Annotated in this window: 13 protein-coding genes; 12 read left to right on the top strand and 1 reads right to left on the bottom strand. The window is 38.3% G+C overall.

Going from position 1 to position 12,176, the window contains the following annotated elements; translation table 11 throughout:
• Positions 1–288 precede the first annotated feature (288 nt).
• From EKM81_RS11150 to EKM81_RS04110, 7 genes are all read left to right on the top strand, one after another.
• Positions 289–447 (top strand): hypothetical protein, encoded by a 159-nt coding sequence (locus EKM81_RS11150; protein WP_164509202.1) that lies wholly within the window; start codon positions 289–291, stop codon positions 445–447.
• A gap of 262 nt (positions 448–709) precedes the next feature.
• On the top strand, positions 710–1,315 hold the full coding sequence (locus EKM81_RS04135) for an NUDIX hydrolase N-terminal domain-containing protein (protein ID WP_125648841.1): 606 nt from the start codon (positions 710–712) through the stop codon (positions 1,313–1,315).
• Positions 1,316–1,326: 11 nt separating this feature from the next.
• On the top strand, positions 1,327–2,094 hold the full coding sequence (locus tag EKM81_RS04130; protein ID WP_125648838.1) for a hypothetical protein: 768 nt from the start codon (positions 1,327–1,329) through the stop codon (positions 2,092–2,094).
• Between the two features lie 400 nt (positions 2,095–2,494).
• Complete coding sequence (locus tag EKM81_RS04125; protein ID WP_125648835.1) at positions 2,495–3,655, top strand: mucin-binding protein; 1,161 nt, start codon at positions 2,495–2,497, stop codon at positions 3,653–3,655.
• A 601-nt stretch (positions 3,656–4,256) separates the two neighbouring features.
• Positions 4,257–5,489 carry a Firmicu-CTERM sorting domain-containing protein gene (locus EKM81_RS04120; protein WP_125648832.1) on the top strand — a complete coding sequence of 411 codons (1,233 nt, stop codon included), beginning with the start codon at positions 4,257–4,259 and terminating at the stop codon, positions 5,487–5,489.
• A complete protein-coding gene (gene xrtG / locus EKM81_RS04115) occupies positions 5,486–6,088 on the top strand; it encodes an exosortase family protein XrtG (protein WP_125648828.1) in 603 nt (200 codons plus the stop codon). The genes EKM81_RS04120 and xrtG overlap by 4 nt, the downstream gene beginning before the upstream one ends.
• Positions 6,088–7,431, top strand: a complete 1,344-nt coding sequence (locus EKM81_RS04110) for a TIGR03111 family XrtG-associated glycosyltransferase (protein ID WP_164509203.1) — start codon at positions 6,088–6,090, stop codon at positions 7,429–7,431. Before xrtG ends, EKM81_RS04110 begins: the two co-directional genes overlap by 1 nt.
• 48 nt (positions 7,432–7,479) lie before the next feature.
• Here the strand turns inward: EKM81_RS04110 and EKM81_RS04105 are convergent, their stop codons facing one another.
• Positions 7,480–7,845 carry a 6-carboxytetrahydropterin synthase gene (locus tag EKM81_RS04105; RefSeq protein WP_125648825.1) on the bottom strand — a complete coding sequence of 122 codons (366 nt, stop codon included), beginning with the start codon at positions 7,843–7,845 and terminating at the stop codon, positions 7,480–7,482.
• Between the two features lie 327 nt (positions 7,846–8,172).
• Here EKM81_RS04105 and EKM81_RS04100 point away from each other — a divergent pair, with 327 nt between their 5' ends.
• The 5 genes from EKM81_RS04100 (at position 8,173) to EKM81_RS04080 (ending at position 11,911) form a co-directional block, all read left to right on the top strand.
• A complete protein-coding gene (locus EKM81_RS04100) occupies positions 8,173–9,699 on the top strand; it encodes a TIGR03766 family XrtG-associated glycosyltransferase (RefSeq protein WP_125648823.1) in 1,527 nt (508 codons plus the stop codon).
• A 102-nt stretch (positions 9,700–9,801) separates the two neighbouring features.
• The gene (locus tag EKM81_RS04095; RefSeq protein ID WP_164509201.1) at positions 9,802–10,248 is read left to right on the top strand and encodes a GNAT family N-acetyltransferase; all 447 of its coding nucleotides are present in this window, start codon (positions 9,802–9,804) and stop codon (positions 10,246–10,248) included.
• Between the two features lie 245 nt (positions 10,249–10,493).
• Entirely contained in the window at positions 10,494–10,694 is a 201-nt protein-coding gene (locus EKM81_RS04090; protein WP_125648820.1) for a hypothetical protein, read from the top strand.
• A 243-nt stretch (positions 10,695–10,937) separates the two neighbouring features.
• Positions 10,938–11,156 carry a hypothetical protein gene (locus EKM81_RS04085; protein WP_125648817.1) on the top strand — a complete coding sequence of 73 codons (219 nt, stop codon included), beginning with the start codon at positions 10,938–10,940 and terminating at the stop codon, positions 11,154–11,156.
• Between the two features lie 392 nt (positions 11,157–11,548).
• The gene (locus EKM81_RS04080; RefSeq protein ID WP_125648814.1) at positions 11,549–11,911 is read left to right on the top strand and encodes a BlaI/MecI/CopY family transcriptional regulator; all 363 of its coding nucleotides are present in this window, start codon (positions 11,549–11,551) and stop codon (positions 11,909–11,911) included.
• Positions 11,912–12,176: the final 265 nt, after the last annotated feature.

Genomic DNA, 12,176 nt, shown 5'->3' with positions numbered 1-12,176 from the left:
AACTGATGAGTTATTTAGAAGTATCAAATCAGCCTGATTAAGGAATCACTTTGGAAATATTGGTAATCTGGCAACAATTGCGGGCTGATGATCACTTAGGAATAATTCTCAGAGAATTAGAAAAGTGGTTAAGGGAGTGTCTGGTTGATGAAGAAGATTGCTTTCGTGCTCTACAACAGTCAGGTAGCTAGTTACACGTATTTCAATGGTGTCATGTCTTCAAAGAAATTGGAGAAAAAGTTACATTAAGTTTTTGATGCTGATTATCAAATCGAGTTCAAATGGGATGTGGCCCAAGATTTGGACGCCTTAGTTGTCCCTGATCCAAGTACGCCTTTCAACGATCCGCGACAACTACCGCAGATCAAAGTACCAGCCAAACTATTTTATGAAGATGGTGTGGTTGCGATTAAGAAAATTGTGGATGATTATTTTCAGGCATCATAGCTATAGGAAACTGATTTTATTAATCGGGTGGTAAAAGGCATTCAGTCGATGAATATTAAAGAGAAATAACGAGTGATTCTGATGCGTTTTGTCAGGACTACTCGCTATTTTTGGGTTAAGCAACTTTTTCAAATGGAAACGCGTTAACAATTCTTAAAATTTTGCCACTATTTTAGTTTAATCAAGATTATTATCAGAATTATGATATGATTATCACAATAAAGCTAGACGATGATAACTGTCTGGCTGAGGAGGATGGCAAATGACTTCAGAGCTATTAAATAGTCAACGACAAATGCTGGCACTGATCCAAAGCGGCCTGCATTACACTAAGGAACCTTTTGAACGAGACCGCTATGAGAAACTGGAGCAAATTCTACTGGAACAAATGGCCACAACCACAAATACTAAGGTAGCTGATTTAACGGCGGCTTTAACACAGGACCAGGGCTACATTACTCCTAAAGTTGATGTTCGTGCCTTGATCGTCAAAAATCAGCAAATCTTAATGGTTCAGGACAAACCAACTGGTGAGTGGTCACTGCCTGGTGGTTTTGCTGATGTAGGTTATACGCCAACGGAGAATATTATTCGCGAAGTATTTGAAGAGACAGGCTTACAGGTGACCGTCCAGGGGTTGCTTGATATCTTTGACACGGCTAAAAGAACTGATATTCCGCAGCCGTTCCAGTATTATAAAATGGTTTTTGCCTGCCAACCAGTTGCTGGTCACTTTGCCGAGAATATTGAAACTGGACAAATTGCTTATTTTGCCTTGGATAAACTGCCTGCTTTATCTTTAAATCGGACGACGAAGGAGCAACTAACAACCTTAATGGCACGTAAAACGGCGATTACTGTTGAATAGTTGAGATTGCAGTGAAGAAAAAAATCAAAATTATCCTATCAATATTGTTGGTGCTGATTTTGGTAGGGAGCTTGTTTGGGGCAGTTAAGGCGCGACATTCGTCGACAACTGTGCAAACGACTAAGTTAGCGCCGGCGAAAAAAGGTTCAACTGTTAGAAAAAAGGCGGCAACTCCGCCATCGTTTTATCGGAAAATCTATCCGATTACTGCTGAACTAGATTTTGTTAATTATCCGCAGGATTTTGCCGGCTTAATTGAGAGCGGTGAATTAACGGTTGTTGGGCAGATTACGGCGCTGAAAAGCTATGTTTATCAGGGCAGCACGGTTTCAGCATACACGTTAGCAACGATTAAGGTCCAACAAGTATTGGCCCACACTGGTAAAAGAGTGCCAAAGTCAATTAAGGTTTTATTTGCTGGTGGGAATATCCGCAAAGATATTTTATTAGCCCATTTGGCGACTAAGGATTTTATTTCTGATCAGGAAAAAGCAGCACTACAGTCAACTGAGGTTGTCACCGCCAAATATTCATACTGTCCTTTACCTCAAATAAATCAAGAATTAGCGGTCATTGTGTCCCGAGAACCAGCGGGGACAAACGGCGTTGATCAGCCATTTTATATGCCAGTATTTTCAGGTAAAGCTGTTTTTCTTAAACAGAAAAATGGGCGTTATCAGCGTGAGGCAGCGAACAATGAGTCGCGCCAGGAACTGCTTGATGATCAGCAGATGAATCAGAGGATGACTGACCGCATTAATGTTGGTCGGCCCATTTAATCAAATAAATTGCTGCCAAAATTGATCTGCTAAAGCATTAAGATTGTTTGCTAGCTGATCAGAACTAACGTTGAGCAAGTTTTAACGCAGAAATATCGCACAACTACTATTTAATTTGCCGTCATTGACAAATTTGAATAGTGGTTTTTTATTGTTGAATACCGTAGCAGTTGGCTAATAGTGGCTGTTATTAAAGAAATCACAAAATCAGAATTTATTTTTATAAATAGTTAGAAAAATATTTGTAATTAGTAATAATTTAATCTATAGTTATCTTATTAAATTATTATGCATCATGATTGAATTGGGGGAAGTTCACATGCATTTTCATTTATTTCGGACTAATCAATGAACAAGATTAGTCCTATTATTTGTTGCTTTTTTAAGCTTGGCACTCGTGATGAACGAGCATAAAATTGGCGTTGTTCAAGCTGCAAGTTCAGATATTACAGCTGGTACTGGGAGTACAGTCGCGTTTCAATACCCACAGTATATTCCAGAACATCCAGAGAATGGCGCTGATCCAACGCCGGATCGCTGGGCAGAGCTAGTAGCAAATTGGGATCAATGGTATGGCGGCAGTGGATTTAATGCACAAGGTTCTAAAGGGATTATTCCGGGCAATAAAATTTGGCCCGAGGGCACTAGTACCGCTGTTTGGCCTTTAGGAAGTGACTACGATTCGTTGAATAAGTTCGTGACTAGAACGATTCGTTATTATGACCAAGCAACAAATGAAAGTATTGCAGTACCAGTCCAACAACAGGTTCATTTTGGTTCAAGCATGATTATTGATCTGGTTACTGGGGAGAACCTTGGTTATGCCATGCCTGATAGTACAGGTGTTTTAAGTTCAAAACCTGTAACACCGCATAAAAGTGATAGTTGGTATGCTGTCGGCTTGTCTGAATTTCCGCAAGTTGGTTCACCTGACTTAAGTGCTAAGGGTTACGTTAATCCAACTTTGGCAGTGGTGCCAAGCCAAACACCAGTCAATGGTGCCGCAAATTCAGAGATAATAGTTTACTATCAACATCAATTGACCTCTAAGAAGTTAGTCAAAAACGTCACGCAAACAATTCACTACGTTGATGCAACTGGGAAGCAAATTGCCGCGGATAATCATCAAGTAGTTGCTTTAAACGGTGAATTACAAACTGATCTGGTGACTAAGCAAACCACAACTACTTGGAATAGTGGTGCTTTTAAAGATGTGGTTACACCTGTCATTGCAGGTTATACAGCGGATACTAACGTTGTCGTTCGTAGTAAAGTGGCTGCCACTAGCCAAGATCGAACGGTAACAGTTAGCTACCGGAAAAACCAAGTAACAGCTGCTACTGCTAGTACGCCGGCTGATTCTAGTGTTAATCAGGCGATAACTAATCGTCACACTGTCAGTCAGGCTAAGCAAAAAGTGACGGTTAAGTCCCGGAAGTTACCACAAACTAATGAACGTCAGGCCGGTCATTTACCGGTAGTACTCGGTATGTTGCTGATCTTATTAGTGGTAGGTGTAATCAATGTTAATAATAATCCCGACAATACTCGGATTAAATAATATTTATTGATTGCCGTCATAATAGGAATTACCAATGAAATTCCGCTAAAGGTGTCAATCAAGTCAGTGCGATTTATCTCTAGAAATAGAGAAAATTGCACTGTTTTTTTGTGTTGATCGAGTTTAAACTAGTGACCGTTGAAAAATCGGAATACACAAGAAATTAAGACTGACTGATTCTTTGTTCGAGTACAGTGTTATTTATAAAATGTTATAATTGTGATAATTATACTAAGTAAGTTTTAACCAAAAATGTAACCGATTAAAGTTATGACCATCTTTGGTACACGACTAGAAGCAATTAAAATACAGCTTTAGTTCGTGGGCGTTGGTCAATTTACTTAGTAATTAAAATACAGCTGTTTACTTGGTTTAAAATAGTTACAATGTGTAACTATAAATTAAATATTATTAATATTTTAGAATACATTGATACAGAAGTGAATCCCTGCTAAAATAAGCCTAGGTAAGTTTAAAAAATGATTAAGTAAATCTTGATAATGATAAATTATCAACAATTACGGAAGATTAATTAATGCTTTTTTCAAAATACTTAGTAATTCGTAAATGGTTGTTTTGAGTTAATTCGGAGGACGGTAAAATGCGGACGAAATTTAAAGTCTGGCTAACCATGTTAGTGTTATTTATTGGTGCAATTAGTTTCAGTAGTCGCCAGCAAGTTAAAGCGGCGGCCAGTAACATCACGATTGATGGTGATGTCTCTGATTGGGCGAGTGTGCCTAAAGTAACTGCCAGCAAGGGCGCTCAACTGGCAATGACGGTTGATAATAATTACCTGTATTGGTACGTTAGTGTGAAACCAGATGGCGCACCATTTACAGATGGTACGACGCCTGAATTTTCAGTCTGGGAACCGTTTAATTTGCAGGTTGGCAGTCAAAGCTTTTCGCTTTCACCAAAGCCGGCCGCAAATGGTAGTTATCAATTTCCACAAAAACCTGGCACTAAAGTAGCTGTGGATATTCAAATAGATGGCACTAGTGGCCATAGTAATGTTGCTGATAATGGCGGTTATGTGACGGCAGTTGCTGCCAATAATCAATACAAATATAATGATGTTTTTGAAGGCAAAGTGGCTTTGTCTGACCTAGAATTAACTGCTGGTCGCTTGAAATTCACGCTGTCTGGTGGTCCGCATAATGTCGGTAGTTTTACAGCGTCAACAACTTTTGATTATTCTAATCAGAGTGGCGGTGGTGACTATACTGGTCATCCCAATATTGTAATTGATGGTGCTTTTGACGATTGGTCCGATGTGCAAAAGACCAAGTTGCGCTTTAGTGATGGTGACTATAATGCTCATAATGCCGCCTTACTTCAATATGATGGCAATCTTTATTTATATATCAATATGGATCCTCATCGCGGTGCTAGCTATAATGATTTTCAACCGACAACATATAACTTTAAAATCGGTACTCAGAGCTATGATGTTAAGATTGTAAAAGCAAATGGTCAGCCTTATCAACAATTAAAACAAATCGGGGACACTGAGCGGGTAGCTATGGCTCATAATGTCGGTGAAATCAATGTTCTTACTGGCTCTGAAGGTTATGTGACACGTATGGAAACAAGCACAGGCGGTCGCACTGATGTGATGGAAATCAAGGTGCCAGTCAAATCATTTGGTGGTGCAGCTGATGATGGCCAAACAATCACGATGACCAATGTCGCTTTGGGTAACCAAACCCTGACTGTCACAGGTGGTAGTACTGGTCCAATCCTATTAGCCGCTGGTGGTTTTGGAATTGCTTTATTTGGTATTTGGCAATTTAATCGTCGTAAGAAACGTGCTGAGGAATTAACACTATGAATCCTTGGTTACTTTTAGGTATTTTGGTTTGGCTCTATATTTTATCAGTTTTAAAAAAAGTTCACTTGCCAGCCTACTTCTTCATTGTGGGTAGCATTGGACTCTTTTTCATTCTAATCTCGTTAAGCAATCCGTATTGGGTCTGGTTTTTCACACACGCCGTGATTAAGGCAATCCAGGGATTTGGTGATTTGACGGGAATGTGTCAAGTAATGCCAAAATACGGCATTGTTCATATTCTTAGTCAAAATGCGACGACAATGTTAACAATCGACTATGAATGCTCTGGTATTATTGAAACGACGGCTTTTTTGGCACTGATTACTTTCTTCCCAAACTATACCAGACGTGAGCATGTTTTTTATGCACTGTTGGGAGTAATTTGGATTTATTTAGATAATGTTTTACGAATCAGTATTGTGGTCACAATCGTCCACTTCTTTGGTCCCCAAAGTTTCTTCTTGGCACATACGATTATTGGGCGGTTGGTGTTCTATGTTTTGGTGATTATGCTGTATTATAACGTCTTTACCTACTCGCAATTAGCTCGAGGAATCTATGCTCGTTTCCATCGCTTGCCGAAAGGAGTTACGAAGTGATTCATTATTGGTTAGAACTAACCTTTTTCAAGATGGGTTTCTGGATTACTTGGACTATCATTCCAGTGATTGTTGAAATTTTACCGGCGATTATTTCAGCAATTCGTGTTTATCATCGCAGTCGCCATCGTCCAGTGTTATCGATGCCAGCTAAATTACCTTTTGTGACAATTGTGGTGCCTGTTTATAACTCAGAAGATACACTGTATGATTGTTTAAATTCAATTGCTGAATCGACCTATCCAGCTGAAGCATTACAGGTCATCGTGGTTGATAATCAGAGTACGGATAATAGTTTCAGCGTTTTTAGTGATGCTCAAAATATTTTTAGCCAATTAAACATGTCCATTATTCGTACGAAAAAGGGAAAAGCCAATGCCCTTAATATTGCCATGTATAATGCAATCGGTACTTATATTATTAATATTGATAGTGATGGTTTGTTGGAGCCACATGCTTTGATGAATATGATTTTGCAGTTTGAAAATGACGGCCATATTGCTGCCTTAACTGGAACCATCTTGTCCAATCGTCATGATATTCGGGCAACAAAGAACTGGCGCTTACGAACCCTCCAGAAGAACGAGTATTTTGAGTATGCACAAGCGTTCCTATCTGGCCGGACGATTGAATCGACGCATAATGAATTATTTACGATGTCAGGGGCTTTTTCTGCCTTTCGACGGGATGTGTTATTTAATACTTTTATGTACAATACCGAAACTGTTGGTGAAGATACAGATATGACTTTTCAGATTCGCCAACGGTTGGGTGATAAGGTTGGGTTATGTGCGGAGGCGTTATTCTTTATCGGGCCGATTAGTGGGTGGCAGGAATTATATACTCAGCGGCAACGCTGGCAACGTGGTGAACTGGAAGCAACTCAAAATTACATGAGTGATGATCACGCAGGCCTTTCAAAATTCTTTTCTAATTTTTTGGTTAGGCGGATGATGATCGATCACACGTTTATGTTTCCTAAGATGATTTGGTTTTTTGCAAGTATTGTTTTACTTTTTTTCCGTTATTCATTAGTCGTTCTGCTTGCATCTTATGTTTTAATTTACTTCTTGTATGTCATTGTTGAAATTTTTAATTACATTTGTGTGCGGTCGCTGCTCAAGCCTTTTGCCGACGAGCATCATTTTTATAGTCATTTGTGGTGGATTATTTTTACATTGCCTGGCTATAATTTAGTTTGTTTCTGGATTCGGTTGGTGGGTACCATTAATATGATGACCCGACCATTAGACTGGAATGGCGAGAGATTGGCAACCGAAATAAGTAGTATTAGGCAGCAAGTTCGCACAGATTGGCAACAATTTCGTCATCGCCATAAATAGTAAATAAAAAATTGTGCTTTTTTAGCACAATTTTTTTACCGCTCTTTTTTAATTTGAGACATCAATACAGTAAGATCGTGTCGGTGAATCGCTGACCTCGATTCGTAGTAATTCAGCGCCGTTATCTTGTAAGGTCGTACTAATTTTATCGAATAAATACTCAGTGACGTTTTCGACAGTGGGGTTGATGGTTTTAAACTCAGGTAAATCATTAAGAAACTTGCCGGAAAGAGTATCCAGGGTTTGGTGAATAATTTTTTCAATGTCGAAGAAAGCCACCATTTTGTCAAGGGTGTGCAGTTCGCAAGTGATTTCCCAAGTGTGATTATGTTTTTTGCCAGAACCGGTGGCCCAACGAACAGCATGGCTGGCATTGACGTATGATTTTATTTTATAAGTGCGTTGTTTGTTCATGAATGGTTACTCCTTATTGTGCTGACAATAAATCCTTATGATTAGTGTAAAGGGTCTCCGCCTAAATAACAATGCTTGATTGTTTTCGTGATTTTAAATTTAGGTAAAGCGTAGAGGTTCATCGGGTAAGATGCTAATACTTGGCGTTTTTGGTTTGAATTGCTTAATCAATTAGGCGATTAAGCAATCTAGATAATATCGCCATGCAAGGACCGCTTATAATATCCAGAATTAGTGAATCAGATATCTTGTTTATGATGTTTGCGGTATGATTTATATAAAGTTTTATGATTCCCAATTTATTGATTTTGTTTCCTAGGAGTTATTATGCGTACAAAGTTATTTCACTTTAATCACCGTTTATTTAAAATTATTTTTTATTTATTTTTTGCGCCGACGTTATTTTTTGCGCTTACTTCGGTGAATCTTATTTTAGGTGATAACCATATCACGAAAATCGGGACAACAGGATTTACAACTGGTTTTTTGCTGATTGTAATCGCTTTGGGTATCATTATTTACGATAGTAAAAAAGTTCGACATTTTTTTTATTGGCTATTTATTACTCATAAACGACAAACAGCTGTCATCAGTTTTGTTTTAGCAATCCTTTTACAAATTGGTTTTATTTTACTCATTCATCCGGGGATAGGGTTTGATGTCAGTGGGGTTCATGAAGGATTACTGAAACCCAACGATGTTAATATCGTTGGTTATTTCAGTGTTAATCCAAATAACTTAGGTATTTTTTTGATGCAACATTGGTTTGCCCAACTCTTTAAACAAAATTCATGGTTATTTTTTGAATTTGTGACGCTATTCTTGGTTGATATCTCAGCACTTTTCAACCTGGGGAGTATTGCAATCATTGACAAGACGAGGTTACCACTGGCGCTTTATATTCATGCAATGTGGTTTATTACTTTTCCTGCAATTATTGTGCCTTATACTGATACTTGGGTAATTCCGTTTGTTTCAGCCTATCTTTTTTGTTACTGTCTAATTAGTCAGACGCACTTTCCAAGATTGGTTAAACTCTTGGCCATGATTGTTTTTGGCATTGCAGTTAGTTCATCCTATTTTATTAAACCCTCAGCAATTATTCCGGCAATCGCAATTATTATAATTGAACTAGTTCAATTATTGAATAAACAGCGCAGACACTGGTTGTGGCTATTGCTGCTGACACTAACGCTTGCTGTAAGCACTGCGGGAAGTTACGTTTCTATCAATCATACGATTAAAAACCAGTCTTACGTTCGCGTTTATTATTTTCGGGCGAAGCCAATGATTCATTTTATCAATATGGGATTATCCGGAGATGGCGGTTATAATGCAAAAGATTCTTTCAAGATGGTGACACTGATCCATCGTCAAGATAGAATTGATTATTCAGTCAATTCCATTAAAAAACGACTTCATAAAATGGGGCCAGCTGGCTATTTGGCTTTTCTCTGGCGGAAGCATGGCAATAATACCTCTGATGGCACTTTCGCTTGGTTACGAGATGGTGATTTTGTGCCACTAAAATATTCACCATCTGGACATGGCTTTAAACGAAAGGTTGAAAATTTTGTTTATCTGTATGGTAATAATGTTGGTGATCTGCGTTTTATTGTTCAGATTTGGTGGTGTATTTGGCTGGCTTTGATTTTCTTCGGTTGGCAGGATAATCGGAAAATTGTTCAGGTATTACGGTTGGCATTAGTCGGTGGATTTATTTTCCTACTGATTTTTGAAGGTGGTCGTAGTCGTTATTTAATTCAGTTTTTGCCGGCTTTTCTTATTCTAGCAGTGCTTAATTTCGCTGCAACAAGACAAAAACTAAAAGATTTATTCGCTTGGGTTCATTAATTAATCCTAATTGATACCAATAATAAAGATGTTAATCATAAAGCTTGAGGTGGTTAGTGCTGGTCGTTAACGCTTAAAGTATTGAATTGGAGGCTAGCTTTAATGATTAAAAATATTTCCATAACCGATCGGTCATCAACTTTAGTAAGTCAATTAGTTAAACTTTGGCGCGCTTCAGTAACGGCTACTCACGATTTCTTAACGACAAAAGAAATCGCTGCGATTGCCGAAGAAGTACCAATGGCACTTAAAAGCATTCCCACGTTGTTAGTGATCCTTGATCAACAACAACAGCCACAAGCTTTTCTTGGCTTGGTGGGCACAGAAATTGCCATGCTATTTGTTGCGCCAGTCATGCGGTGTCAAGGATTAGGGCGGCAGTTAATCACCATTGCTTGTCAGCAGTACGATGCCAAACAGCTCACCGTTAATGAACAAAATCCCCAGGCGCGTGGTTTTTACGAGCATTTAGGGTTTCAGGTCACTGAACGACGTAAATTAGATGATCAGGGCCGGCCGTATCCGATTTTAGTGATGACCAAACAATAATAAGGCTAAAATAGTAGACTATCATATTGCTGATTCTTAAAGCAATGTGGTAGTTTTTTAGTGGTATTGTGAAAGCAGTTATCATCATATTGTTGAAATGATTATTGATGGACTTAGCTTAATCAGGGTCCTTTTGTAATTTAAGTAATAACCAGTACTATGAATAAAATCGATTATCCGTTATAATGATCACAATAGTACAATTTGTTAGCAGTTATTTAAATAAGGTTTTCCGGGAGGCGACAATGCCTATTTTTTGGTGGCAATTAACAGCAGCGCAAAAGCTACGGCGATTTAAACATTTGAGCTGGTTAGCGCTGGGTCTGATCGGCTTATTATTTTGGCGATTAGAATTTTGGTTGGCATTAGGACTCAGTTTACTGATTGTTTTAGATTGGACGACAACCTGGCAATTATTAAGTTTACGAGCAAATTTGACGAGGTGAAATTAATGAGACGTTTCTCTAAGCTAATTGTTTGGCGCTGGCGGTTACAGTGGCTGATTAATTTTTTGGCATTATTTCCGATTATTCAATGGTTAAGTCCAATCGTTTATCGGGGCGGAAATTTGGGCTATGCCTCGTTAGTTGATGTGCTATTAATATTTTCGGCGGCCATAGTGGCTTACATGTTTACAAATTGGGTGACTGGACGAAACAACGACGATAATTAATTGAAAGTTTGGTGGCATGATGAAGATTGATTTTTGGCAACATGGTAATTGGCGCTTTACGACAATTCTACTTGGTGGTAGTTTGCTGATGCTTCTGAACAAAATTTTTGCTGGGTTCCAATCAGCTTTCTCAGTGGCAGTGTCAATCATTTTGTTTCTAGCGATTATTTATTATCGCCGCGAGATGAAATGGCAACAACGTCTCGAACAACTTGAAGCGCAACGACGTGAATAAGCTTTATTTTACTCATCTTAAAGAAAGCATCATTGGACTAAAAAGTATTACTGACTAATAAAGAAACGTCATATCGCGTTGCTTTTGTGAATTTACACAACAACCATTAAAGCTTTATGGCGAACTTGCTAATTTTTTGAGGTTTAACGAGCAGATAATAACCATGGTAAATTTTGGTGACCAATTGTTAAGTATGTGAGTAAAAAAATGAGTGACTGCGTGTATTTACTGAAAATTGTGTTTTTTAATATTGAAGTAAAATGAGCTAATCACTTTCTTTTTTTATTAAAAAATAAGCTTTTTGCACAAAAATATGCTGAAAACACTTTCCTTTTTCTGCCATTTGCGGTTTAATAATAACATAACAATCTTTTTGATGGGAGATTTTCGGAGTGGATGAACCGATTTTTACAAAACGAGAATTGGCAATTATGCAGATTTTGTGGGGCACTAATGAGGAGTTATCAGCACGGGTAATTAGCGAACAAACTAAAATTAGTAAAAATACCATTCAAGCAGTTTTGCGGAAATTACTTGAGGCTAAGTATATTAAAACTTCGAGCATTGGTTACAGTGGCACTGTTCTAACGCGACTTTACCGGCCAGTCATGACGGAAGAGGCCTATTTAAGTACTGTTGTATCCAAAGCGACGATGGAACGCTTAATTAGTAATTTTGTTGCGCAACAAGAAAATAGTGAGTATTTGGATCACCTTGATAATTTAATTCAAGCAAAAAAGGACGAATTATCATAGCCTGAATTGTCTAACGTCCTAGTCAATCGTGAATAGATGCGTTGATTGTTAGCGACAATTTAAAAAATAGTCGGGCGACTGAAGTCCATCTATCAAAGATGGATTGCATTTTAGTAGTTAAGATGTGGTTACAAAAGACAAAACATTTCCCTAATCAACAAAAAGCGTGTCACAAAAGGCGGTCAGCCGGTGAACTTTAACGTAAAACACCGCACAATTCGTTAGAAGAATTGTGCGGTGTTTGGCGTTAAGCGGAGCCAGTTGT

Source organism: Lapidilactobacillus gannanensis, assembly GCF_003946675.1.
Classification (GTDB): domain Bacteria; phylum Bacillota; class Bacilli; order Lactobacillales; family Lactobacillaceae; genus Lapidilactobacillus; species Lapidilactobacillus gannanensis.
This window is presented reverse-complemented; position numbering and strand designations above follow the sequence as displayed.

Excerpts from the sequence above, each read along its gene's own strand:
- EKM81_RS04135 (WP_125648841.1), top strand. The coding sequence starts at position 710 with ATGACTTCAGAGCTATTAAATAGTCAACGACAAATGCTGGCACTGATC.
- EKM81_RS04125 (WP_125648835.1), top strand. The coding sequence starts at position 2,495 with ATGAACGAGCATAAAATTGGCGTTGTTCAAGCTGCAAGTTCAGATATT.
- EKM81_RS04120 (WP_125648832.1), top strand. The coding sequence starts at position 4,257 with ATGCGGACGAAATTTAAAGTCTGGCTAACCATGTTAGTGTTATTTATT.
- xrtG (WP_125648828.1), top strand. The coding sequence starts at position 5,486 with ATGAATCCTTGGTTACTTTTAGGTATTTTGGTTTGGCTCTATATTTTA.
- EKM81_RS04105 (WP_125648825.1), bottom strand. The coding sequence starts at position 7,845 with ATGAACAAACAACGCACTTATAAAATAAAATCATACGTCAATGCCAGC.
- EKM81_RS04100 (WP_125648823.1), top strand. The coding sequence starts at position 8,173 with ATGCGTACAAAGTTATTTCACTTTAATCACCGTTTATTTAAAATTATT.
- EKM81_RS04095 (WP_164509201.1), top strand. The coding sequence starts at position 9,802 with ATGATTAAAAATATTTCCATAACCGATCGGTCATCAACTTTAGTAAGT.
- EKM81_RS04090 (WP_125648820.1), top strand. The coding sequence starts at position 10,494 with ATGCCTATTTTTTGGTGGCAATTAACAGCAGCGCAAAAGCTACGGCGA.
- EKM81_RS04085 (WP_125648817.1), top strand. The coding sequence starts at position 10,938 with ATGATGAAGATTGATTTTTGGCAACATGGTAATTGGCGCTTTACGACA.